This is a genomic window from Bacillus sp. WMMC1349 (genome assembly GCF_013155385.1).
Taxonomy (GTDB): Bacteria; Bacillota; Bacilli; order Bacillales; family Bacillaceae; genus Bacillus.
The window spans coordinates 2,387,106-2,410,583 of the sequence record NZ_JABJUQ010000007.1 but is presented as its reverse complement, the minus strand read 5'-3'; the positions used below and the strand labels follow the sequence as shown (position 1 = coordinate 2,410,583).

Genomic DNA, 23,478 nt, shown 5'->3' with positions numbered 1-23,478 from the left:
CTAAGCGAAATTCCTATGCCAAAAACATATGGGCCGCTTGGGAATCTGCCATTACTTGACAAAGGGAAACCAACTCAGTCTTTATGGAAAATTGCTGCTGAGATGGGACCGATCTATCGATTTAAGTTTTCTGGCACTGATGTCGTGTTTATTTCTAACTGTGAATTGGCTAGTGAGGTTTGTGATGAATCTCGATTTGCCAAAAACTTGTCTAAAGGACTTCAGAAAGTTCGGGCTTTTGCAGGTGACGGTTTATTCACAAGCTGGACAGAAGAACCAAATTGGCAGAAAGCACACAACATTCTGTTGCCAAGCTTTAGCCAAAGAGCGATGAAAGGCTATCATTCGATGATGCTTGATATTGCCATGCAGCTCATCCAAAAATGGTCTCGGTTACATGAGAACGATAATATTGATGTGCCTGAAGACATGACCCGACTTACATTGGACACGATCGGTTTATGCGGTTTCAATTACCGTTTTAATAGTTTTTATCGAGAAAAGATGCATCCTTTCATCATCAGTATGGTGCGTGGTTTAAATGAATCGATGCGGCAAATGAAACGTCTGGCTGTGCAAGATCAGCTGATGTTCAAAACAAGGCGGAATTTTAACCGTGATATTGAGCTGATGTTTTCTTATGTTGATCAGATTATTGCTAAGCGAAAACAAAATGCCGACAAAACCGGGAATGATTTGCTTTCTCTGATGCTGCATGCAAAAGATCCTGAATCAGGAGAAAAACTTGATGACAAAAACATCCGCTATCAAATGATTACTTTCTTAATTGCAGGGCATGAAACAACGAGCGGTTTGTTATCCTTTGCACTCTATCTTCTGCTGAAGCATCCCGATATTTTAACAAAAGCGTATGATGAAGCCGATCGCGTCCTGACAGATCCTCAACCTTCTTATCAACAGGTGAAGCAGTTGAAATATATTCGAATGATTTTAAATGAATCATTAAGACTGTGGCCGACAGCTCCCGGTTTTTCACTCTATGCCAAAGAAGAAACCGTGATCGGTGGAAAATATTTGATTCCTAAAGGACAAAACGTGACGGTTTTAGCTCCGGTTTTACATCGGGATCAACGTGTTTGGGGAAAAGATGTCGAAGCATTCCGGCCTGAGCGGTTTGAACAGATGGAAAACATTCCGCCGCATGCCTACAAACCGTTTGGGAACGGTCAGAGGGCCTGTATTGGTATGCAATTTGCTCTTCATGAAGCAACAATGGTGCTCGGTCTGATTCTTCAACACTTTGAGCTTGACGATTATTCAAATTACCAACTCACAATCAAAGAGTCATTAACGATCAAGCCAGAAGGATTTACGATGCGTGTGAAACAGAGAAACAGGAAGGTACAAAGTAAGCAAACAGAAAAACGCAGGTCACAACAGATGGAAAAACATGCCCATGGAACACCACTTCTCGTTCTCTATGGATCAAACCTTGGAACCGCTGAAAGCCTTGCGGGAGAGATTGCCGACCAAGCGAGTGTTCAAGGATATAAATGCAAGGTGGAAGTCCTTGACAAATATAAGGGAAAGATGCCGCAAGAGGGGGCGATGATTGTGATTACCTCTTCTTATAATGGAAATCCACCTGACAATGCACGTGAATTTGTCAATTGGCTTGAACAGGACCAAGAAGTAGATTTGAACGGTATTAAATATGCTGTATTTGGATGTGGAAATCGTAACTGGGCAAGTACTTATCAGCGGATTCCCCGTCTGATAGACAGCCTCTTTGAAAAAAAAGGAGCGACAAGGCTGCAGATGCTCGGAGAAGGTGATGTAAACGCTCACTTTGAACATCAGTTTGAAACTTGGCGAAACAGTTTATGGACAAATTTACGGAAGACATTCTCATTACATGAAGATGATCAACGAGAATTAGACAGACACTCCCTGTCGATTGAGTGGATCAATGCAACACCAGCCTCACCGCTTGCCCAAACTTACAATGCTTTTACAGCCCAAGTATTAACAAACCGTGAACTTCAGCAAGAAAAGAGCGGAAGAAGTACCCGTCATATTGAAGTATCTTTGCCTGAAGGAATCAAATTTTCTGAAGGTGATCATCTCGGTGTATTGCCAAAAAATCGTCCTAAGTTGATGAACCGAGTGCTTAAGCGTTTTGAACTAAGCGGAAATGAACAAATCCAGATTAACAGTCGCCGTGATGTTGCTCATTTACCTTTAAACCAACCGGTCGATCTGATTAATCTATTTGAAAACTGTGTTGAATTGCAAGAACCTGCAACAAGAGCACAAATACGAGAATTAGCTGTTCATACAACATGTCCACCCCATAAACGAGAATTGGAAGAACTGTTAAACGATCAAACATATCAAAAGGTTGTCTTGACCAAGCGCTTATCATTGCTTGATTTGCTGGAACAATACCCGGCTTGTGAACTACCATTTGCCCGTTTTCTCTCACTTTTACCACCACTTAAGCCAAGATATTATTCTATTTCAAGCTCACCGCGGCAAAATCAGCGAAAAACAAGCATTACTGTTGCCGTTGTCAGCGGTCCAGCATTGAGTGGGCACGGTCATTATGATGGAGTTGCCTCAAACTATCTGGCGATGCTTTCTCCTGGAGACGGTGTTACTTGCTTTATTCACAAGTCACAGTTTGGTTTTCAACTGCCTAAAGATCCTGAAACACCGATTATTATGGTTGGACCGGGAACAGGGATTGCTCCATTTCGTGGCTTTCTGCAGGCACGGCTTAATCAAAAACAAGCGGGGGCAGGTCTTGGTGAAGCTCACCTTTATTTTGGTTGTCGACATCCTAAACAGGACTATCTCTATCAAGATGAATTGGAAAAGGCGGTAGAAGACGGGATTGTCTATCTGCACACAGCTTTTTCTCGGTGTGAAGATCGTCCGAAAACATATGTGCAAGATCTGATGAAGGAAGATGAAGAAAAACTTATCGATTTGCTTTGTAATGGTGCATATCTCTACGTTTGCGGTGATGCCAATCGCATGGCGCCTGACGTTGAGAAAGTGCTTCGAGATGCTTATCAAACAATCTTTAAAACAAATGAGGTTGAAGCAGAAAACTGGTTGAATAAACTGCAAACAGACATGCGTTATGTGAAAGATGTATGGAGCTAAAAAGTACAAAGAGACATTCTTATATCAAGATGTCTCTTTGTCTAAATTCTCCAGCTTGTTATTTATGTAAGATATCGGTATGGATATTAAGATCAACACGAATAAAATATAAACGATTTTAGCTATGGTTTCCCAACCATTGAGAAATGCAAGACTTGAAATGAATTTCTGGCCTTTCATGATCACAAACACCAGTAAAAACGTTGAAATAATGACCATAATCCCTTTTAAGACAATTACTTTTATAGTGTCTTTTTTAATCAAATCCCACATGTACATTAAAATAAAAACAAAACTTGCGATGGACATGACATCACTTACAAAGTTGTCTGTTAAAAATATGTTCAATAAGACAGACGACAAAAATCCATAAAAACCAATTTTTTTCATCAACAGTATCCCCCCCTCATGATTATAGGCAGGTATAAGGGAAAAAGCCAGCATGGTATACTGCATGTGTTACTTGGAAAAAGAAAGATTATCGAGGGGGAACAACCATACTGGCTTTGATTTATGTATCGGCATTCTGTAAAGAAAGTTTAGCTCAGCAACAATCCATTTTTTATTCAAACATTTACGATTTTTGACCGAAATGTAACTCGAATATCAGCTCTTGTTAAAAATCGCTCAACAGTCGTCTATCATATTGGATATCTTCAAAATCGTTGTAGTGGCCTAGCCACGGAAAGCTTGATCAAAAATCGCTTGATGCAGTTAAGCACAAGCTGGAAATAATGATATGCCATTTAGGTAAAAAAATAGCAGGAAGACAGGTTAATCTGTTCGAACTTCCTGCAAAACTGTTTGACTACTTTTCTTCATAATGTTGAAATTGAATATCCAATGTGCGTAAATATGTGTGCAGACCGGCATCTTGAATGGGAATAATATAAGCTGGTTCATCTGATTCATTATGATGAGAGTGCCATAGCCCAGGTGGTGTAATAAAGGCTTTACCAGTTACCCAGTCTATTTTTTGCGGATTGATGATCTCTTTTGTAATCGGATCAATGTGATTTCCAACAAGTGTGTACGTTCCGGGTGCCGCATGTGCGACAAAGTCGAGAGCTACTGATTTATGGCTATGAGGGGCTTGCTTGGATCCTGGTGGAACGATGCCAAACATAGCCCAAAGCACATGTGTGATTGTTAACGTTTGGTCAAAGATCTCATTGTTTAATAGAACGGAAATACGATTACGAAAACGGGCATTAGGGGATTCAGCTACTTCAGTCAATTTGGCTTTTGCTTTTTCAGCAGTGTAAAGGGTCGGTTTGAAGCGTGCTTTAGCAGGTTTCACGCCTAGATAATGAAGGAGTGGCGAATCTGTAATATAATAGATTGCGGCATCTTTTTCTGCGGTATGACAGCTGTTTGAACCAGCAGGCAATGTTAAAAAATCACCTTTTTTCCAATGAATTGTTTCCCCATCTACTTCAGTCACACCATTACCTTCGATCATGTAATATAATTCACTTGTTGCTTGGGCTTCAGTTTTGATCGTATCACCAGAACGAATCTTAATAAAGTGAGCAAGTAATGATGGGCTTGTTGCAGGATAGTCTGTTTTAAGTTCTTTAGAGATGTCTAATGGAATGATACGTGTATGGCCTGATTGATATAATTCGGGACCAAACTCTTTCATTGGCACGGGATTGATCACACCGCTACCAATCGGATCACTAGCAGTGGTATACTCGAGAAAACGAGCATGTTTTAGCAAGTGTGCTGCTGGAGTTTCAACATGTGAGTGACTTGTCATTAAAGAAAACCTCCTGTCATATTTTGATAACTTTATCGTATCTCATATGGAATATGTTAGCAATATTCAAATTGAATGAAAGAGGGGCTGTTTATGAGAAAAGGATTAAACGGTAAACGGATTGTCATCGGTGCATCACGAAAACTTGAGGATATGTGTACACTTATTAAAAAACAAGGGGGAACCCCGATTGTTCGCTCATTACAAGGAACAGTATTTTTAGCAGAAAAACAAGTCGGTCCTGATTTACAGGCTTTTGTTGAAAAAGGTGCAGACTGGGTGGTGTTTACGACTGGAGTTGGCACAGAAGCACTTGTTAGTCTTGCTGAGAAACTCGGAATGAGAAACCGCTTTATACAAATAGTCAGCGAGGCAAAAGCGGCAGTAAGAGGTTACAAAACAATCGCTGCTCTAAAGAAGCTTGGCATCACTCCGGAAGCAATAGATGAAGATGGGACGACAAAAGGGCTGATAAAGTCACTCGAGCCTTATGATTTAACAGGGAAACGGGTCATGGTACAGCTTCACGGTGAAAATGCCCCGGATTTGCTAACTTTTTTAAAAGCGAAAGGTGCAACTGTAGTCCCGCTTCTCCCATATCAGCATGTCGCTCCAAATCAAGAAACCGTTGCTTTATTGTGTCAAGAATTACAAAATCATGAAGTGGATGCGGTTTGTTTCACAACAGCTATTCAAGTTCGCTCACTTTTCAATTTTGCCCGCGAAAAAGGAATTGCTCCGAACCTTGTTCAATCTTTTCATGAACAAGTTTTACCTGTCGCAGTCGGAAAGGTGACGGCAGAAGCATTAAAAGAGGTAGGCATAAACGAGATTGTCACACCTCAGCTTGAACGGATGGGCGCAATGATTGTTGAACTGAGCCGGTATTATGAAAAAGAGAGGAACACAATCAGATAATCTTCTGATATCAAAGTTAATCATGTTGATAAAGGACTTTTTAGACAGCCCCATTCCTAAGAACACCAGCCTAACGGTCAGCTATTGATTAGGCTATTCTCGCAGTTCCTTCAGTTAGAAGTCTTATTGCTTTATTTTTTATATTAACTGTGCGTTAATATCTGAATTTTTTGCATGATGGACAATCTCATTCTCTAAGCTTTAGATTCTTAACGTCTTCATTTTTATAATCACAACAAGAACATAGCTGACTACTTGCAAATGTTTTACCTGCTGTCACTAATTGCTTTCCACACCACTTGAATTTGTATTCTAACATTGTTCTTAATTATGCCCATAATACTTCACTAATCGTTTTAGCAAGATTATGATTCTTTAACATATTTTTAATAGAATTTTTGAATGGGTAGACATTTTATGTAAGTAATCATTTCTAGAGAATACGTGCAACTTTAATACGTTGCTTTTTTGCTAACTTAAGGTATAAAAATTTATATATCGTTTTATCGTTTAAGCTCTCGTGCCAGTTAAGATATATGGGTTCATATCCACTTTTTTATCAAAGGAAAATTCCTATGTTTATCCCTATTTCTTGAAAATATGTTTAACCTTATTTATTGATATGTTAACCTTATAACGACAGTGAAGGAAACAAAAAAAGGGGGATGGGAAATGCTCGTATTATTAAGATTTTTAAGTCTTTTCTTGTTAACCTGTGTGATTTTAATCGTTGTATCTCAATTTGCACCTTTTTTAGCTGAGCCTCTTTTGGTTGTATCTATTATAGCTCTAATGATTTGTTTTTACTTTGTTATAAGGCTTGAAATAAAAAATTTTAAAAAAAGGAAGGGTTGACAATTTTTATAGATAAAAGGTATATAGTAAATATGATTATAAAGGAGTATAAAATGAAAAGGTATATTTCTTGTGTTAATAATTGGTATTTTCAGACTTAATGCGCCAGATGTTTCATCAAGTGAGAAAAATCAAAAGGACATTAATAAAATAAGATACTATGTAGAGAATCATGTCCCTATTTTGAAAAAGGAACTGGAAGAACTTCCAAAAACTCTTCTTTAGATGCTGTTGAAGCATGTGTTGGGTGGTCAACAGTTGATGGAAGTATTTACGGAGGATTTAAATAAATCAAATTTAAATTGAGGCACCTCACTAATAAGTCTGCTAAACAGGCTTATTTTTGTATGGAGACTTTTACGGAAGTCTCTTTTTCGAGTAGATTTCTTTGGCGGGTTTTACTACTAAAGAAATAATATTTGAACTTTTGGTAATGAGTTGTCAATATTTTTATGAGCCTTCTTCTATTATATTATTAAATTCAGAAAGTAAGGAACATTAGTCCTTATCTTTAATTTTCAAATGCTCATGTACTGCTCCAAATACTTTGCTTTGAAAAGTGAAAATCAGATCCAAATAAGTAGTTGTGGGCATCTTTTTAGTTTGTTGTGTTATATTTCTTTTTAAAAAGCACTTATGCATTTTGGATTTATGTCGGTTTCTTTATGTTTTGCAGTAATATTTACCCGCATTTCTTATAGTGAAGAAATGACTACTGAAATATCAAATGTGGCAGTATCAGGAATTCCTCAATTTGAAGAATTGATTTATTTAAAACTTCATTATCAAAAGGTACTGTCACGATAACATGTAAAACGAATATACAAGATCGAACAAAAATAGAATTCGGTTTATATAAAAAGTCAAAAGAGAAGAAGTTTCTAGGGCGAGCTGCTGTTAAGGACGGGAAAGTTAGTCTCGAAGTAAGAGATAGTGATTTTATTAAAAATGGGAAATTTGAAATTGGAGCATCTATTAAAGTCAATGAGGAAAACAATGTAACATTTAAAAAGAGATATGGTGATGAGCAAGAAATCAAAAATAACATTGAAATTGAAGGTGGCTGGGTCTCTTCAGTTGAAGATGGAGGATATGTTATCCATTTTGACCATCTTGGAAAAACGAAATAATAAACGGCTAAAGATAGAAGTGCTTAAAATTGTGTTTTGCGGAATTAAACAATCATCGCTGCAGTCAATCTAAGTTATAAAATTGCTGGTTAATGAGCAGTCATGATGTCCTGCTCATTTGTTGATAAAGTCCCCGTCTATGATCATAACGGAGTTTTTGTCTCTTTTATAAACATAGGCGGGCTTATCGCCAATCATATGCAAACGCTGACCGCACATCAACACACCTGTTTCTTCAGGTAAAGCCATAACTGGGGTTTTATGTACTTCCAAATACTTTTGAATGAATGGATCCTGCTCATGTTGATAATGACACCATATCGAATATTCTCCAACAAGCCCTAAGCCTTTAAAATATTTCAATCCTACAGTATTGTGGTCCATGTGTGAACATGTCATGATATCTTTCCCAAAAATAATCGCACCAGCGCTCCCGCCATAAACGACACCGCCATGTTCAATATACCTGTCCAAAATCCCGATAAAACCTGTGTTAATCAGCTGGTCTAATAATTGAAAAGTATTCCCTCCGCCAATGTATATGGATGAAAACCCTTCTAAATCTTGAATGTTTCGATCTTTCAAATTCGTCCACATCGTGATGTTCTAGATGCCTAATGGATGAAAAAGGCTGCTGATCCACTCGTAACAATCATCAAATCGTGATGCATGTATTGCAACTGGTATGTATAATAAAGGCTTGTTTCTGTCAATTTCTTCTGTAAAACGTTGATCTAGTTTTTGTGTTTGCTCCGCATCTCCGCCGCCAGAAAGAAACAACTTTTTCATAATACCTCCAAACGATCCTGTTACGTTTTCACTATGACATGATATTCGCATCATACCACCTTCTTGTAACATTTGCTAGTCAAAAATTTTTATAATCAAATATCGATTTTATCCGACGTTATTCATCATAACAAATGTGTAATGACGTGAGAAAAAGTAAGATATTTAAAGATAATAGAAGTAAATAACAAATAAAGTTCACTAAAACAACAATAAGAGGTTAATATCATAAAATCCGATCATTTTTCGAACTTTACATGATTATTTAACGAGCGTATTATAGTTCTCATCATCAAAACTGAATGAATTTTCCATTTGAATCGCTGAATTCCATTTAGGAAACGGGGGAACCATTTTTTGTGGCCTGAGCCACTAGGGGTGAATCCTTTTTTAGGTAAGGTGACTCTTCCCACCTGAATCCGACAGCTAACCTCGTAAGCGTTTGAAGAGAACCCAAATACGTGCAAAAAGCATGGTTTCTTCACTATGCCAAAAAAAGCCGTAAGAGGTTTGTTCTCTTACGGCTTTTTTTCGTGCTCAAAAACAAAGGAGGTGAACACAATGTTGGATATTGTCATGCTATCAATCATCTTATTTTTAACGGCAATGCTGCTTCTATTGGTGAAATGGTCGGGAAAAGCGACCCGTTAATTAAAATTGTTTTTGAAAGGATGAATGCCATGATTCTACTTGGAGTAGTCGTCATCGTGATGTTTATTTACTTAACCTATGCTCTATTAAATCCGGAAAAATTTTAACTTTATAGATTGGGGGGTTAGAACATGATAGCACTTCTGTCTATCTGTATGATTTTGTTCATCGTGTTGTTAGTAGCTAAACCAATGGGGCTTTACATAGCTAAAGTATTTGATTATGCCCCATCTAAACTTGATCGGGTCTATCTACCGATTGAACGGTTTTTTTATCGAATTGGCGGTGTAAAAGGAGAAAATCAATCATGGAAAAAGTACGCTACAATTTTAGTTTTAACAAACATGGTGATGATCTGTATCGTTTATTTCGTCTTCCGTTTACAAGGAGTATTACCTTTGAATCCAACAAATGTTCCGGGGATGGAGCCGACTTTAGCCTTTAATACAGCAATCAGTTTTATGACGAATACGAACTTACAGCATTACAGTGGTGAAAGTGGTCTTTCACTTTTATCACAAATGATTGCCATTATCTTCTTAATGTTTGCAGCACCTGGAACAGCACTAGCTGCAGCTATTGCGATGATTCGAGGACTTGCTGGAAAACCGCTTGGCAACTTTTTTGTTGATCTGATTCGTGGGATCACTCGAATTTTAATGCCGGTAGCAATGATTGCGGCTCTTGTGTTTGTCGGCTTAGGTGTCCCGCAAACAATTGATGCCACTGTTACGGCACACACGATAAGCGGTCAAGACCAATCGATTTTACGGGGACCTGTTGCATCTTTTTTATCTATAAAAGAGCTAGGAAATAATGGTGGGGGATATTTTGGGGTTAACTCTTCCCATCCTTATGAAAACCCAAACATCTGGAGCAATGCCGTACAAATATTATTAATGTTGCTTGTTACGATTTCTCTGCCGTTTACATATGGAAAAATGGTCGGTAATCGAAAACAAGGTCGCATTCTGTTTGTTTCGGCCGGTTTATTGTTTGTTCTGATTGCAGGTGCAGCCTTTATGACAGAATCAAATGGCAACCCTGTGATCCATCAACTGGGAATTCACCAGGATACAGGCAGTATGGAAGGTAAAGAAGTGCGTTTTGGAACCTTGCATTCCGCATTATATGCAATGGTTACTACCGCAAGTGAGACAGGCGCTGTTAATACAATGCATGATACCCTTTCACCTTTAACAGGCTTGCTGACCTTGCTTAATATGATGCTGAACACAGTATTTGGCGGGATTGGTGCCGGGTTTATGAACATGCTTCTATATGCGATGGTAGCCGTCTTTCTTTCTGGATTAATGGTTGGAAGAACACCAGAGTTTTTAGGAAAGAAAATAGAAGGAAAAGAAATGAAGTTAATTGCGCTCACTTTGTTGATTCATCCTTTATTGATTTTAGGAGCATCAGCACTTGCCATGTTTACGCAAGTTGGTCGTGAAGCGATCTCAAACCCAGGTTTTCATGGGATCAGCCAAGTTTTATATGAATATACATCATCCGCAGCAAATAATGGTTCTGGATTTGAAGGTTTGGGAGATGCCACACCGTTCTGGAATATTTCAACAGGTATTGTGATGATGATCGGTCGATATTTCTCAATTGTTACACTGATGGCTGTCGCAGGGTCCTTACTTAAGAAACAAACTGTGCCAGAAACGATTGGAACTTTCCGAACAGATTCAAGTCTGTTTGGTGGGATATTTATTACCGCGATCTTGATTGTTGGGGCTCTAACGTTTTTCCCTGTTCTTGTTTTAGGACCGGCCGCAGAGTACTTAACATTATAACCTTGCAGAAAAGGAGGCTTTAGCAATGAATGACTTACATGCTAATCCGCAAGTTACTCCGAATTCAGGAGCGAAATCAACTCAAACACTTAATGAAACGATCATAAAAGATGCGATGAAGAATGCTTTTTTAAAACTAGATCCGCGAATGATGGTTAAAAATCCGATTATGTTTGTCGTAGAAGTCGGATTTATCATTACGGTATTGCTTTCCATTTTTCCGCAATTTTTCGGAAGTACAACGGTCCCATGGTTTAACCCAACGGTCTCGGTTATTTTACTGTTTACTGTTTTATTTGCCAACTTTGCCGAAGCGCTAGCTGAGGGAAGAGGAAAAGCGCAAGCCGGTGCATTAAAGCAAACGAAAAAGGGTGTATGGGCAAATAAACTCGTCAATGGAAAAACAGAAAAAGTCTCAGCTGAAGACTTACGAAAAGGTGACATTGTCATTGTCTCTCAAGGAGAAATGGTTCCTGGTGATGGTGAAGTGATCGGGGGTCTTGCATCAGTTGACGAGTCGGCGATTACGGGTGAATCAGCACCAGTCATTAAAGAAGCTGGAGGTGACTTTAGCTCGGTCACAGGCGGAACTCGAGTTGTCAGTGATTCCATCAAGGTGAAAATTACAAGTGATCCGGGCGAAACTTTTCTCGACCAAATGATCGCTTTAGTTGAAGGAGCAGAAAGACAAAAAACACCGAACGAAATTGCTTTGAATACGGTTCTAACAAGTTTAACGATCATTTTTCTTATCGTTGTTGTGACACTTCCAGCTTTTACTGGATACCTTGGGTTTCAAATTGACCCGGCTGTGTTAATTGCCCTTTTGGTTTGTCTGATTCCAACAACTATTGGCGGTCTTTTGTCAGCTATTGGGATTGCGGGAATGGATCGTGTGACCCGTTTTAATGTGTTGGCGATGTCAGGTAAAGCCGTAGAAGCTGCTGGTGATATTAACACAATTATTCTTGATAAAACAGGAACCATTACTTTTGGAAACCGGATGGCCAGCGAATTTGTACCAGTCGGTCAAGAAACACTTCAATCTGTTGGTGAATATGCAGCACTTAGTTCAGTTCGTGATGAAACACCAGAAGGAAGATCTGTCATTGAATTTGCAGGAAAAAAAGCGATCCAGTATCATTCATCAGCCGCTGAAGAGGGAGAGTTTATTGAGTTCAAAGCGGAAACAAGAATGAGTGGAGTTGATCTGCCAGATGGAAGGAAAGTTCGAAAAGGTGCTGTCGATGCGGTGAAAAAATGGGTCAAACAAAATGGCGGAACGATTCCGGCAGATCTTGATCAACAAAGTGAACGAATTTCAAAAGAGGGCGGGACCCCGCTGGCTGTTGCAGCTGACAAGCAAATTTTCGGTTTGATTTATTTGAAAGATACTGTTAAACCAGGGATGAGAGAACGGTTTGAAGAGCTTCGGAAAATGGGGATTAAAACAATCATGTGTACTGGGGATAACCCTTTAACAGCAGCGACCATTGCCAAAGAAGCTGGTGTCGATGACTTTATTGCAGAAAGTAAGCCGGAAGATAAAATCAATGTGATCAAACGTGAGCAAGCAGCAGGCAAGCTTGTCGCCATGACGGGGGATGGTACGAATGATGCACCAGCATTGGCACAAGCGGACGTAGGGCTTGCCATGAATAGTGGGACAACAGCTGCCAAAGAAGCGGCAAATATGGTAGATCTCGACTCTAACCCAACGAAAATCATTGAAGTGGTCTCAATCGGCAAACAGTTGTTAATGACCCGCGGTGCTCTAACAACGTTTAGTATTGCAAATGATATCGCTAAATACTTTGCGATTATTCCTGCAATGTTTATGCTGGCGATCCCTGAAATGAAATTGTTGAACATTATGGGACTGGCATCACCTGTTTCAGCCATTTTGTCGGCATTAATTTTTAATGCGATCATTATCCCGTTACTTGTTCCATTAGCGATGAAAGGTGTCACATATAAACCGATGAGTTCCAACGCTTTGCTTTTTCGAAATGTTCTCATTTATGGTGTTGGCGGGATGATCATTCCATTTGTTGGAATAAAACTAATTGATATGATCGTTCAAATCATTGTTTAAGGAGGGTATATATTATAATGAAAGAACTAGGTACAATCATTAGAGTTAGTCTGCTTTTAATGATCGTTTGCGGTCTTGCTTATCCATTGGCACTAACTGGTATCTCTCAAGCGGTCATGCCTGATCATTCCAATGGGAGCCTTGTCTATAACAAAAAAGGAGAGGTTATCGGTTCTAAATTAATCGGTCAGTCGTTTACCGAGCCACGCTTTTTTCATGGCAGGGAATCAAGTATCAACTATGATGCTTCTGGATCTGGTTCGCCAAATGAGGCACCATCAAACCCCAATCTTCAAAAAAGGGTTAAAACAGCAATGCAAAAATGGGAAAAAGACAACCCTGGTGTTTCTGCAAAGCAATTGCCAGATGATGTCCTGACGAACTCTGCTTCTGGATTGGATCCTGATATTACACCTGACAGTGCACTAGTACAAATTCCAAGAATCAGCAGATTGACAGGAATTACACAAAAAGAACTTAAACATTTAGTCGAACAACATACTGAAAAAGCTTCTCTTTTCAATGAAGCACATGTTAATGTATTGCTCCTCAATATAGGTTTGCAAGAAAAGTTAAAGTAAAACACCGCCCCAATGTTTGCTTATGCAGATATGGGGGCGATTAGATGGAGATGTTCGCCATGCGCAAAAATAACTATCGACGAAAAAAACCCGAAGAGATTTTGGCAGAAATCGAACAGTTAAAAAGAGGACACTGGACCATTTATATCGGTTCAGCTCCAGGTGTAGGGAAGACATATCGAATGCTGCAAGAAGCCCATGATTTAAAACGCGAGGGCATTGATGTTGTCATCGGCTTAATTGAAACCCACAATCGGAAAGACACGGCTGCATTAATAAAGGATTTAGAGATCATTCCGATGAAGAAAATTGACTATAAAGGAAAACAACTTGAAGAAATGGATGTCAATGCGATCAAGACACGGAAACCCGATCTTGTCATTGTTGATGAACTTGCACATACGAACATTCCTGGATCAAAAAATGAAAAACGTTACATGGATGTTGAGGATATTTTGAAAGAAGGTATTCATGTTTTGTCAGCGGTTAATATTCAACATGTTGAAAGTGTCCGTGATATCGTTCAACATGTCACCGGTGTTAAAGTGCGGGAACGAATCCCTGACCGTATTTTAGATCTTGCCAATGAAGTCATCCTTATCGATGTGACACCAGAAACACTGCAAAAGCGCTTAAAGGACGGAAAAGTGTATGAAAAACATAAAATACAACAGGCATTATCTCACTTTTTCACTAAAAATAATTTAGCTGCACTAAGAGAACTTGCCTTACGTGAAGTTGCCGATGATGTTGACGATAGGTTGGAACGCATAAATGGAAATTCGCGGCCAAGGGGGACAAACGAGAAAATCCTCGTTTGTGTCCAGCACGGTAAAAATGCTGAAAAATTGATTCGTCGCGGATGGAGAATTGCTAGTCGGCTGAAGGCTGACTTGTTTGTCTTAAACGTATCACGTAAACCAAAAGAAAAAATGACAGCGGCTGAAAGAAATAAAATCAAACAATGGAAACGTCTTTGTGCCCAATTTGAAGCCGAATTTATTTTCAAACTCGCCAGAAGCCGCTATATTTCAGATACAATTACTGCCATAGCCAAACAAAAAAACATTACACAGATCGTCCTAGGACAGTCTGCTCGTTCAAGATGGGAAGAAATTAGAAAAGGGTCAATTGTCAATACGATTATGCGTCAGACAGATGGTATTGATATTCACATTGTTGCTGATGACAAAATATAGATTAGTGGAGGAGGTTGGCTTTGAAGGTTGAAACGTCAGTCAGAATAGAAGCTGAAAGTTTTGTAACGAACAGCTTTATTCTGATAACTAACGTTTCATTTGTGAATAGCAAAAGCTCTTACTACCCTATCATTGCACTGCTAGTTGGATCTAAGTCACGCCTTAGTAGACGCCGCCACCATAACCCCAAGAAGCACCAACAATGATTAATAGGATAAACAGAACAACAATTAAGGCAAATCCTGTTCCATAACCTCCGCTCATCGTGTTCACCTCCTCTTAGTCAGAACTGATTTATACTATGTTTAAAGAAAAGGTTTGGTTTACACATTTGCGGATGAAGAAATTGAATCGATGAAATGGACATTTTTTGAATAGATTAAATGTTTAACAAATATTGAAACTGCTGATAGGTGTTGCTTTCTTGATAGAAAGATGCATGCGGAACAAAATCCCACCCCATATTCTTGATCCATTCGTTGTTGAAACAATGCTTGTGTAGTGCCATTCGAAGGTGTGCGTAGCAAACATTCAAATTTTCATCATGAGGACAGAAAAGAATCAGTGGTCATGCTTTTTGCAGTAGCTCGTTCGCTTTGTCGTTAACTGTTTAACAGCTTTATCTCGGTTGAAGAGGTGGAACTTCAACAAATCGTTAATGGGTTGGATCGATCAATCAATTTCAACATCACCCGGATATGCATCTGCATCACATGAAATTGCTGAGAATGATTTCTTTTAATTGAATAGTTGTGACTTGTTAATGATTCCTTCATGAGTTAATAAATGCTCAGCCATCAAGCCAAGATCAATAGCCGGTGATTGATAACTAAAAAAAGGCAGCCGCTGCTGCCGCTCAACATGTGAAAATAGATGTTTATCCAGGGACATTAGTAGGGTATGGCCAGTTATTCATAGGGCTTTGCATCGGCATGTTCATATTCATATTCATATTCATATCATTGTCCAGATGTTTTTTATGCATCCCCATATACAATGCTTCTACTTGTTGCACTTGTTCAAAATACTTCTGATAAAAATGGATATGTTTGGCCGGATCGACATACTCATATTTTTTGGCTAGTAATCCGTAAAGATTGGCTTGCATTAAATGATGCTCAAGCTGGCTTGACATTTTGTGTGGCATTAGATGACCTCCTATATACATTAGTCAATATCAGCGTATGTCAGTCAGTCATTCGCCGTGTCGTCAAAACAGCCCATTTTTTGGACTTTACTTAGGGGAGCAACGTTAGAGTGTGTGCTCTATTTTTTTACTTTTTTGTCAATTGAATCTACTTTTTCATTTAAATCTTCTAGCATTTTGATGATCTTATCAAGTTTTTCTGTTCCCATTTCTTTATAAATGATATCGCGATTATGATAGGGAAAGTAATAAGAAGGATAATAATAATACAATTGATACACCTCCTAACTAAGCTGTTTGCCACTCCTTCTTAGCATATTCTAATTTCATATACTAACGGAATGTAGGTAGATAGCATTGAAGGACAATTCGGGAATTTTTATAGGAAAGAATCAAGTTTGTGGTGCTAAAGTATTGCAGGAATTTCATCTGTAAGTGGGGGAAATACATTTACAAACAACATGTTTCTTATATTTGATGACAATGCTAACAAGCAAATAAAAAATAAAGTTGAAAGACCATTAAATTCACACAAAAAAATGAACAGAAGAGCCAGAAAAGGTACTATACTTCTTGCAAAAAGTCACCCTTTGATCTATGCATATTGTGAGGTGAAGACAATATGCCTGTTTTTGTGACGACTTTTTTTGAAGTCTTACCATTCTGGCTCAATTAAACAATAGCTGTTGAGCTTTAGGCTATGTAAAAATCCCTTTTGGAAAATATATTTTTCAATGCTTGAATTTAATGGATAGGCTCCATTGACACTTTTCGTTATAACGTGCTACAGTCCCTATATAGGTAAAAATATGAAAAAAATCCAACTAAATCAAAAAAACTTAGAGTTATAGAAGGTGGCGTTTGTAATTTCAGGGTATGAAAAGCCATAGATGATATTACCTCTATGGTGTTCCTTTTGATTTAGGGGGTGTTAATATATATTGGATAATATTTAGAAAATATTCTAAATGTCTAAATAATGTTGGTATAAGCTGGTGATTAAAAGTGAACGATTTATTTAAAGCCTTGTCAGACCCTACTCGTAGAAAGATACTTGATTTCCTTAAAGATAAAGACATGACTGCTGGAGAAATATCTCACCACTTTAATATTAGTAAACCCAGTATTTCTTATCATTTGACAATTTTAAGGAATGCTAAATTGATTGAAGGAGAAAGAAAGGGACAACATATTTACTACTCATTAAATACAACAGTATTTCAGGATGCGATTCTTTGGTTACTAAAGCTCCAAAATTAACAGTTATCAAGGAGTGAATCGGAATGAAAAAAGATTTCTTACCAACTGGTGTTATTTTAGTAAGTATTATAGTAGGGATTGTTGCGTTTCCGAGCTTACCACATGAATTACCCATTCACTGGTCAAACGGTGAACCTGATAAATATGCTAATAAAACATTGGCTATTTTATTAATACCCATTCTAATGTTGATATCGAATTTTTTGTCGCTATTTTTTTTAAAAACAAAACAAGTAAATGGGAATTATAATAATATGACTATATTGAATAAAATCAATATGGTGATGCTGAGTTTATTGTTTGTGATACACTTGGTCATCATTGCTTTTGGATTAGGTTTCGAGTTTAATATTCACTTTCTTATTGGAGCTTTACTTGGACTATTTATCATCATTGTGGCTAATTCCATGCAAAAAACAAAACCTAATCATGCGTATGGATTGAGGACACCATGGACATTAAAAGATGAAAAAGTGTGGAAACAGGCAAACCGTTTTGGAGCAAAACTGTTTGTTGTCATTGGCTTTCTAATAATAGGATTATCTTTTGTGATACCTGAGTATATAACAATAGTTATAATTGGTTTGTTATTGGGAGGCGTATTAATAGCGGTTTATGCTTCATATTTGATCTATAAAAAACTAAATATTGTTGACCAGTGAGTGTGAGATAAGTTGGATTTTTCTCGCATTTGGAAAAGAGGCTGTCCAGTAAGTCAATTTTTGGCTATTGGACGCTCTTTTCACGTTTAACAATCGATGATATATCAGCAATTTTGAATCATATGTTTTAATAATTTTGCGTTTTTCAGACAGCACAGTTCCAGAGAGTTTACAGCGTGGTAATAAAAAAACTCCTTCTTGGTAGGATAAAGTTGGTTTTCCGACCACTTCATCTCACAGTAGATGGATGTATGCCCTTGTGAAGGTAAAGAAAGCCTGAAACGAATGTAGGAGAAAGTCAAACATGACTTATAGGAAGACGCCATTTCCAATAGAATATCGGATTGAAAAACTGAACCAGTATTTAATCGAAGTGTGGCTATTTTGCATTAGCAAATACGAAATCAATCTTTAGAGAGAGAGGGCTGGATCCGAAGAATATAGAAGAACTGAAAAAACTCAGAGACTAAATTGCGAAATTTCATCAGGCTAGAAGTGCCCAAAGGCGTACTTACGAACGGGGTATAGAAGGAAAGCCTACTGACGTATCTAGAAAAGTCCAAAATTAAAGAAAACCCTCGAAAACTCTTATTGGAGTAATCAAGGATTGAAAAGTCTACAAGATCGTTATGGAACTTTGCGTCATTTATCTTATTTGAACCGTTTTCGTTTCTAATATACCGGGTTTTTTATACTTTTTTTGGGCTTAGCTAGGAGTTTGAGATAGTGCTATTCTTTCGTCAGTTCAACAGCCGCCTGATAAATTGTATCAAATAACGTTTTGATTTCCGACTCCTCAATGCATGAAAAAGCAATACGTAAATCGGTGTCATTGATCGCGATTGTCCCAATCCCATATTGAGCTAACAGATGATTTCTCAGCTCTTCTGCATGAATATGATGGAGCTTTAAACACATAAAATAACCTGAATTAAAGGGATAGTCATCCCATTGGTCATGATATTTTGTTTCCTTAGTGAGCACGTCTTTTACTTTTTTTGCTCTATTTAATAAAATATTGAACTTTTCTGTTTTTTCCTTTTGGAAAGATGTATGTTTTAACGCGTTCAGCACGATCGTTTGAGAGGGGTGTGCTCCGCTTGAAATCGTTGATCTGATGATTCCCAATACTTTTTTCTCAAGAGCCTCATTCACATCTCGGTCTAGGTTTGGGAAAGTTAAAAAGCCTACTCGTAAACCCCAAACAAATTCTTCTTTTGTAGCGCCATCCAGCTTGACTGCAAATACATTTGGATGAATATGAACGATTTTAGAAAAAATTGATTCTTTCATCGAATCTTCATAGAATAGACCAAAATAAGCATCGTCAACAATCACAAGCAATTTTTTACCTGCATCAGCTTGTGTTCGTAAAACATCGGCAAGTTGAGTAGCCTCTTCCTCAGTAGGTGTATAACCGGTTGGATTGTTAGGGAAGTTGAGCAAGATGATTAATTTTTCTTCAGCTGATTTTTCAATGGTTTCAGCTAATCCATTCACATTAAATTGATTATTTTCGTTGAAAAACGGGAAGTAAGCAAATTGAGCATCTCTTCTAGTCTCAAACGTTAATTTATAGTTTCCCCACAGTTTATCAGGGACGATGATTTTATCATGACTATCACAAAATAGATCAGCTACAATACTCAATCCATGGGTAATCGCATGAGTAACAATGGGAAGATGGAAATCTTGTTCCTCTAATGAACGGTTATCTTCGATTAATTTATTTTTCCACTCCTGTCTAAGCTCCATTTTTCCGCCGGGAGGTGCATATGGAAAGACATCAGCCGGTTTTAGATGAAGCTGTTCACTTACCCCTTTCAGATGCATCGGTTCCCCATGTTCTGTCGCGATACCGATCGTAGCGTTCATTTTGTAAGCCTTCTCTTTGGCTTCTGCCGCTTGCGTTAGAATTCCTTTCGGGAAAAAAATTTTTTTACCTAGATTTGATAATAAACTGAATACAAATGGATTTTTCTGTTGAATGGTTGCATTTAATTCTGCAGCTAATTTGTTCATTTGGACCTCCTTTTGTTATTTGCATTTATCGTCTAAAATGGTATATTTTCAATATAGTTAAATATTTTAGCATAAAAAGGATGGTTTTGCTATACACATTTTGTGTGACATAAGGGCTAGTTTGCTGGTTTGATTTGTTTGAAAATAGGAAGAAAAGGAGTTTGTTTGTTATGAAGTATGAAACAAAAACGATTTTATACATGAACTTGAGATCTCATCCTGTCGAAAGGGTCGAACCACTTAAACAAGCAAGAAAATTAGGTTTGAGAGTTGTGTTGTTGGCTGATAAAAAACCTGATATAGACCTTTCTTTAATCGATGATTTCATCTTATCCAATACCTACTGTCAAGAAACAGTCTTAAAGGATGTGCTAAAATACCATGAAAAACAGCCGATCTCAGGTGTATTGACATGGTCTGACAAGGATGTGGAGCTAGCTTCCTATATAACCAATCAATTAGGATTACCAGGTCCATGTGCCAGTGCTGCAAAAAATGCAAGAAATAAATATCTCATGCGAAAGTCATGGGAACATGTGCCAGGTCTCTCACCGAAATTTATGAGTGTGACATCCTTTGAAGAATTAAAACTCGCTGCAAAAAAACTAACGTTTCCGTTTATTTTTAAACCGGTTGGAGCTTCTGGCAGTAAATCTATATTAAAAATTGAATCTATCGATCAACTTGAAGAAGCTTATCAACAAATGCTGCACTCAACATCACCAGACAAAGATAAAATATATTCATATTTTCCAAACGAATACATTGCAGAGGAATATTTGGACGGCCCAGAAGTTACAGTAGACGGTCTTGTTCAACATGGAAAAGTGTATATTGCAGGAGTGACGGATAAACATATAACACCAGACTACTCATTGGAATATTTCGCACAGTTTCCTTCTGCAAAACCGCAAGAAGTAATTCATGAAATTGAAAAGAAGGCTGAGCAAGCCGTCAAGGCTCTTGGGCTTAATGATAGCGCATTTCATCTAGAGTGTAGAGTCACAACAAACGGAGTCAGAATGATAGAATGTGCCGCAAGACCTGGAGGCGGTTATATTTCATCAAATTTAATTAAAATGGCTACAGATCACTCTTTTCAAGCAGAAGTGATTAAAATGGCAGTCGGTGAAACAGTCTGTTTCGATCAGTTAAGAGACTATAAAAGATTTGCAGGAATGATCATTCTTTTACCCGAAAAAGAAGGTTTGATTACATCTATTCAAGGTGTCATTCAGGCTTTAGAAACCGATTGTGTTACTACATATATTCCTGTCAAACAGGTTGGCGATCAAGTAAAACGGCCACCTGAAGATTTTTCAAGTTATTATGGGGTCATCCTTGGGGAATCCAATGATGCTGAAAAGTTGGAGAATGCTTTATTTAAAGCTAAAAATACGATTTGTTTTACAGTGAACAAGGACCATGTTTAAAAGAGTTCGATTTTTTATCGTTTTCTTTCATGAAAGGATTTGTTAAAATTTATATTGAAGAAGAATGAAAAAACACAATCCGGTTGGTAGTCCGGATGCATTTTTAAATGTCAGTAACCTTCCCCTCCTCGGGATGTCCATCATTCTTTAGTTATTTTAGAGGAGGGAATTGTTATGAAATTAACAATTTACTATGATGGTCAGTTTTGGATAGGAATTATTGAAGTTGTCAAAAACGGGAAATTAAAGGCATATCGTCATATGTTTGGTCATGAGCCCAATGATGAGCAAGTCATCGATTTTATTCATCATCAACTGTTACAGATCATCTCGCAGTCTGAACAAGAAGGAATGACGATAAAACCAAGATCTAAAAAGAAAATCAACCCAAAAAGATTACAGCGAAAAATTTCTAAAGAAATGAAGAACATCGGTGTATCAACAAAGGCTCAAATTGCTATAAAACAGGAATTTGAGGCCAAAAAAGAACAGAAAAAGAAACATAATAAACAAATGCGAGAAAAAATCAAGGAACAAAAATACTTATTGAGAAAACAAAAAGCTAAAGCAAAGCATAGAGGAAAATAGCAACAATCAGCGCTTTTAAAGGAGTGATTTGATGAGTGTTTTTCAATGTTTTTCTCATTTTACACAAATAGTGGAGAAGAACGTTTGCTGAAGGTTTAAATCCTCTATTTGTCATTAGAAAGCATTGGAGGATATCAACTTGAATATATCCATTAGATTAGAACATAAAAATGATTTCAAAAAAGTAGAGCATCTCATAAGAGAAGCGTTTTGGGACGTATATAAACCTAGATGTGATGAACACTTTATTGTTCATCGTCTAAGAAAGGTTAAAGCGTTTATAAAAGAACTAGATACTCGAAAGCAAAAGTGATTCATGATGATGATGAATTTGATATATTGTGTATGGGGTCGTTGGCTGTCTTGCCTTCTTATCAAGGAAACGGAATAGGGACTTTGCTTATGAATGCTTCGATTGAAACTGCAAAAATTTTAGGTTATCGAGGAATTGTTATTTTTGGAAAACCTAACTACTACCATCGCTTTGGTTTTGAAAATGCCAAGACATACAATATTCAAACAGCTTGGGGAACCAACCTTGAAGAATTCATGGTATTGGAGTTATATGAAGGTTCTCTTACAGGAATTCATCGAAAATTTTATGCGGATCCCGTTTTTTCAGTAGATCAAGAGGAATTGGCGAATTTTGAAAAGCAATTTTCTAATCTCTAAATTGGATAATGTGGGGAGCCTACATGGCTTCTCTTTTTTATTTACGACTATGACTTGAACTCAAAATAACACGTTCGGTTTTAGTTTAGACTCTTTACAATTTATCATGAGAACATTACGATTAAAGAAACATTACAAATTTAAGATGATACATAAAGATTGAACGGAGTGATAAAATGACAATTGTAATGGTTCTAGGTTTGTTGTTAAAGTATGGTCCAATGTCTGGTTATGAAATTCAGCAGAAAATGCAATCTGCTCAAACAGATAAGTGGGCATATGTTCAGCCAGCCTCGATTTATCATGCTCTAAAAAAACTTGATAAAGATGAATTGGTAACCCTGCAGACATTAGAGCAGACGGGGAATCGTACGAGAGCCATTTACTCCATCACTTCAAAAGGAAAAGAAGAATTTCATAGAATGTTGATTCATTCATTTAAAAAAGCATCTGTTGTTTTTCCAACCCCATTATATACAGTCCTAACATTTATGGATGAAGCACCTCTTGAAGAAATCATCGAAGCCTTAACTGTTCAGCAGCAGGCAATTCAAAGTATTTACGATGAAATGATGGAAGGACAAAGAAAAAAAGAGGAAGTTGGTGAAGTTCCGAAAAACGTCATGTTTATCTTCAAAAACATGTATGATCAATGTGATTTACAATTAAAATTTTTAGAGGAATTGAAACAGGACTTATTAAAAGATCAATCAAAACATTAAACAATACTTCCACCACCGTCTGATTATGACGGTGTTTTTTTAGTTAAAAACTTTACTT

The 23,478-nt window shown here is 37.5% G+C and carries 23 protein-coding genes, 1 pseudogene and 1 riboswitch; of the genes and pseudogenes, 15 read left to right on the top strand and 9 right to left on the bottom strand.

All coding sequences use genetic code 11. The annotated features are described in order from the left end of the window. Positions 1 to 15: 15 nt before the first annotated feature. Positions 16 to 3,132: a bifunctional cytochrome P450/NADPH--P450 reductase gene (locus HOO54_RS14690; protein ID WP_172299593.1), complete on the top strand. Its 3,117-nt coding sequence runs from the start codon at positions 16 to 18 to the stop codon at positions 3,130 to 3,132. Positions 3,133 to 3,156: 24 nt separating this feature from the next. On the opposite strand, the gene HOO54_RS14685 is transcribed toward HOO54_RS14690, so the two are convergent. Continuing rightward, positions 3,157 to 3,522: a YoqO family protein gene (locus HOO54_RS14685; protein ID WP_253907798.1), complete on the bottom strand. Its 366-nt coding sequence runs from the start codon at positions 3,520 to 3,522 to the stop codon at positions 3,157 to 3,159. 418 nt (positions 3,523 to 3,940) lie between these two features. Then, positions 3,941 to 4,894 (bottom strand): cupin domain-containing protein, encoded by a 954-nt coding sequence (locus tag HOO54_RS14680; RefSeq protein ID WP_172296537.1) that lies wholly within the window; start codon positions 4,892 to 4,894, stop codon positions 3,941 to 3,943. 93 nt (positions 4,895 to 4,987) lie between these two features. On the opposite strand from HOO54_RS14680, the gene HOO54_RS14675 reads away from it, so the two are divergent. Continuing rightward, positions 4,988 to 5,812 (top strand): uroporphyrinogen-III synthase, encoded by an 825-nt coding sequence (locus HOO54_RS14675; protein WP_172296535.1) that lies wholly within the window; start codon positions 4,988 to 4,990, stop codon positions 5,810 to 5,812. Between the two features lie 88 nt (positions 5,813 to 5,900). Here the strand turns inward: HOO54_RS14675 and HOO54_RS24375 are convergent. Then, positions 5,901 to 6,283, bottom strand: a pseudogene (locus tag HOO54_RS24375) (zinc ribbon domain-containing protein); the annotation flags it as partial. A gap of 201 nt (positions 6,284 to 6,484) precedes the next feature. Between HOO54_RS24375 and HOO54_RS14665 the strand changes: the two are divergent. Together HOO54_RS14665 and HOO54_RS14660 are read left to right on the top strand one after the other, a co-directional pair. Continuing rightward, positions 6,485 to 6,667: a hypothetical protein gene (locus tag HOO54_RS14665; protein ID WP_172296531.1), complete on the top strand. Its 183-nt coding sequence runs from the start codon at positions 6,485 to 6,487 to the stop codon at positions 6,665 to 6,667. 1,023 nt (positions 6,668 to 7,690) lie between these two features. Then, entirely contained in the window at positions 7,691 to 7,870 is a 180-nt protein-coding gene (locus HOO54_RS14660; protein WP_172296529.1) for a hypothetical protein, read from the top strand. A gap of 41 nt (positions 7,871 to 7,911) precedes the next feature. Here HOO54_RS14660 and HOO54_RS14655 read toward each other — a convergent pair whose 3' ends face one another. Together HOO54_RS14655 and HOO54_RS24370 are read right to left on the bottom strand one after the other, a co-directional pair. Next, positions 7,912 to 8,382 (bottom strand): Type 1 glutamine amidotransferase-like domain-containing protein, encoded by a 471-nt coding sequence (locus HOO54_RS14655; protein WP_253907685.1) that lies wholly within the window; start codon positions 8,380 to 8,382, stop codon positions 7,912 to 7,914. A gap of 21 nt (positions 8,383 to 8,403) precedes the next feature. Then, a complete protein-coding gene (locus HOO54_RS24370; RefSeq protein WP_253907684.1) occupies positions 8,404 to 8,637 on the bottom strand; it encodes a hypothetical protein in 234 nt (77 codons plus the stop codon). Positions 8,638 to 8,897: 260 nt separating this feature from the next. After that, positions 8,898 to 9,043, top strand: a riboswitch (cyclic di-AMP (ydaO/yuaA leader). Positions 9,044 to 9,047: 4 nt separating this feature from the next. Here HOO54_RS24370 and kdpF point away from each other — a divergent pair. The 5 genes from kdpF to kdpDN are packed head-to-tail and all read left to right on the top strand — an operon-like array spanning position 9,048 to position 14,914. Continuing rightward, the gene (gene kdpF, locus HOO54_RS24940; protein ID WP_216664782.1) at positions 9,048 to 9,344 is read left to right on the top strand and encodes a K(+)-transporting ATPase subunit F; all 297 of its coding nucleotides are present in this window, start codon (positions 9,048 to 9,050) and stop codon (positions 9,342 to 9,344) included. Between the two features lie 27 nt (positions 9,345 to 9,371). Continuing rightward, entirely contained in the window at positions 9,372 to 11,039 is a 1,668-nt protein-coding gene (kdpA, locus tag HOO54_RS14645) for a potassium-transporting ATPase subunit KdpA (RefSeq protein ID WP_172299589.1), read from the top strand. 25 nt (positions 11,040 to 11,064) lie between these two features. Then, on the top strand, positions 11,065 to 13,134 hold the full coding sequence (gene kdpB / locus HOO54_RS14640; RefSeq protein ID WP_172296527.1) for a potassium-transporting ATPase subunit KdpB: 2,070 nt from the start codon (positions 11,065 to 11,067) through the stop codon (positions 13,132 to 13,134). A 17-nt stretch (positions 13,135 to 13,151) separates the two neighbouring features. Further along, entirely contained in the window at positions 13,152 to 13,715 is a 564-nt protein-coding gene (gene kdpC / locus HOO54_RS14635; protein ID WP_172296525.1) for a potassium-transporting ATPase subunit KdpC, read from the top strand. Positions 13,716 to 13,765: 50 nt separating this feature from the next. Further along, entirely contained in the window at positions 13,766 to 14,914 is a 1,149-nt protein-coding gene (gene kdpDN, locus HOO54_RS14630; RefSeq protein ID WP_172299587.1) for a KdpD-like non-kinase potassium sensor, read from the top strand. A gap of 162 nt (positions 14,915 to 15,076) precedes the next feature. On the opposite strand, the gene HOO54_RS14625 is transcribed toward kdpDN, so the two are convergent. From HOO54_RS14625 to HOO54_RS14615, 3 genes are all read right to left on the bottom strand, one after another. Further along, positions 15,077 to 15,178: a YjcZ family sporulation protein gene (locus HOO54_RS14625; protein ID WP_172296523.1), complete on the bottom strand. Its 102-nt coding sequence runs from the start codon at positions 15,176 to 15,178 to the stop codon at positions 15,077 to 15,079. A gap of 613 nt (positions 15,179 to 15,791) precedes the next feature. Continuing rightward, positions 15,792 to 16,061: a hypothetical protein gene (locus tag HOO54_RS14620; RefSeq protein ID WP_172296521.1), complete on the bottom strand. Its 270-nt coding sequence runs from the start codon at positions 16,059 to 16,061 to the stop codon at positions 15,792 to 15,794. 119 nt (positions 16,062 to 16,180) lie between these two features. Beyond that, entirely contained in the window at positions 16,181 to 16,333 is a 153-nt protein-coding gene (locus HOO54_RS14615) for a hypothetical protein (protein WP_172296519.1), read from the bottom strand. 733 nt (positions 16,334 to 17,066) lie between these two features. Between HOO54_RS14615 and HOO54_RS14610 the strand changes: the two genes are divergently transcribed. Together HOO54_RS14610 and HOO54_RS14605 are read left to right on the top strand one after the other, a co-directional pair. Then, entirely contained in the window at positions 17,067 to 17,321 is a 255-nt protein-coding gene (locus HOO54_RS14610) for an autorepressor SdpR family transcription factor (protein ID WP_172296517.1), read from the top strand. Positions 17,322 to 17,344: 23 nt separating this feature from the next. After that, the gene (locus tag HOO54_RS14605) at positions 17,345 to 17,983 is read left to right on the top strand and encodes an SdpI family protein (RefSeq protein WP_172296515.1); all 639 of its coding nucleotides are present in this window, start codon (positions 17,345 to 17,347) and stop codon (positions 17,981 to 17,983) included. A gap of 729 nt (positions 17,984 to 18,712) precedes the next feature. Here HOO54_RS14605 and HOO54_RS14600 read toward each other — a convergent pair. Next, entirely contained in the window at positions 18,713 to 20,005 is a 1,293-nt protein-coding gene (locus HOO54_RS14600; RefSeq protein WP_172296513.1) for an aminotransferase class I/II-fold pyridoxal phosphate-dependent enzyme, read from the bottom strand. Between the two features lie 170 nt (positions 20,006 to 20,175). On the opposite strand from HOO54_RS14600, the gene HOO54_RS14595 reads away from it, so the two are divergent. The 4 genes from HOO54_RS14595 (at position 20,176) to HOO54_RS14580 (ending at position 23,420) form a co-directional block, all read left to right on the top strand. Then, complete coding sequence (locus HOO54_RS14595; RefSeq protein WP_172296511.1) at positions 20,176 to 21,438, top strand: ATP-grasp domain-containing protein; 1,263 nt, start codon at positions 20,176 to 20,178, stop codon at positions 21,436 to 21,438. Between the two features lie 174 nt (positions 21,439 to 21,612). Further along, positions 21,613 to 22,026, top strand: coding sequence for a YjdF family protein (locus HOO54_RS14590; protein WP_172296509.1), 414 nt, complete (start codon positions 21,613 to 21,615; stop codon positions 22,024 to 22,026). Between the two features lie 309 nt (positions 22,027 to 22,335). Next, on the top strand, positions 22,336 to 22,698 hold the full coding sequence (locus HOO54_RS23870) for a GNAT family N-acetyltransferase (protein WP_309244879.1): 363 nt from the start codon (positions 22,336 to 22,338) through the stop codon (positions 22,696 to 22,698). A 176-nt stretch (positions 22,699 to 22,874) separates the two neighbouring features. Continuing rightward, positions 22,875 to 23,420, top strand: a complete 546-nt coding sequence (locus HOO54_RS14580) for a PadR family transcriptional regulator (protein WP_172296507.1) — start codon at positions 22,875 to 22,877, stop codon at positions 23,418 to 23,420. Positions 23,421 to 23,478 lie beyond the last annotated feature (58 nt).

Bases quoted from the DNA above. Each gene is read 5' to 3' on its own strand.
- HOO54_RS14625 (WP_172296523.1), bottom strand. From the start codon at position 15,178: ATGAGCGGAGGTTATGGAACAGGATTTGCCTTAATTGTTGTTCTGTTT.
- HOO54_RS14595 (WP_172296511.1), top strand. From the start codon at position 20,176: ATGAAGTATGAAACAAAAACGATTTTATACATGAACTTGAGATCTCAT.
- kdpDN (WP_172299587.1), top strand. From the start codon at position 13,766: ATGTTCGCCATGCGCAAAAATAACTATCGACGAAAAAAACCCGAAGAG.
- HOO54_RS14685 (WP_253907798.1), bottom strand. From the start codon at position 3,522: ATGAAAAAAATTGGTTTTTATGGATTTTTGTCGTCTGTCTTATTGAAC.
- HOO54_RS14660 (WP_172296529.1), top strand. From the start codon at position 7,691: ATGAGCAAGAAATCAAAAATAACATTGAAATTGAAGGTGGCTGGGTCT.
- HOO54_RS14580 (WP_172296507.1), top strand. From the start codon at position 22,875: ATGACAATTGTAATGGTTCTAGGTTTGTTGTTAAAGTATGGTCCAATG.
- HOO54_RS14620 (WP_172296521.1), bottom strand. From the start codon at position 16,061: ATGCCACACAAAATGTCAAGCCAGCTTGAGCATCATTTAATGCAAGCC.
- HOO54_RS14600 (WP_172296513.1), bottom strand. From the start codon at position 20,005: ATGAACAAATTAGCTGCAGAATTAAATGCAACCATTCAACAGAAAAAT.
- HOO54_RS14680 (WP_172296537.1), bottom strand. From the start codon at position 4,894: ATGACAAGTCACTCACATGTTGAAACTCCAGCAGCACACTTGCTAAAA.
- kdpB (WP_172296527.1), top strand. From the start codon at position 11,065: ATGAATGACTTACATGCTAATCCGCAAGTTACTCCGAATTCAGGAGCG.
- HOO54_RS14690 (WP_172299593.1), top strand. From the start codon at position 16: ATGCCAAAAACATATGGGCCGCTTGGGAATCTGCCATTACTTGACAAA.
- HOO54_RS14590 (WP_172296509.1), top strand. From the start codon at position 21,613: ATGAAATTAACAATTTACTATGATGGTCAGTTTTGGATAGGAATTATT.
- kdpC (WP_172296525.1), top strand. From the start codon at position 13,152: ATGAAAGAACTAGGTACAATCATTAGAGTTAGTCTGCTTTTAATGATC.
- HOO54_RS14675 (WP_172296535.1), top strand. From the start codon at position 4,988: ATGAGAAAAGGATTAAACGGTAAACGGATTGTCATCGGTGCATCACGA.
- HOO54_RS24370 (WP_253907684.1), bottom strand. From the start codon at position 8,637: ATGCGAATATCATGTCATAGTGAAAACGTAACAGGATCGTTTGGAGGT.
- HOO54_RS14605 (WP_172296515.1), top strand. From the start codon at position 17,345: ATGAAAAAAGATTTCTTACCAACTGGTGTTATTTTAGTAAGTATTATA.
- HOO54_RS14665 (WP_172296531.1), top strand. From the start codon at position 6,485: ATGCTCGTATTATTAAGATTTTTAAGTCTTTTCTTGTTAACCTGTGTG.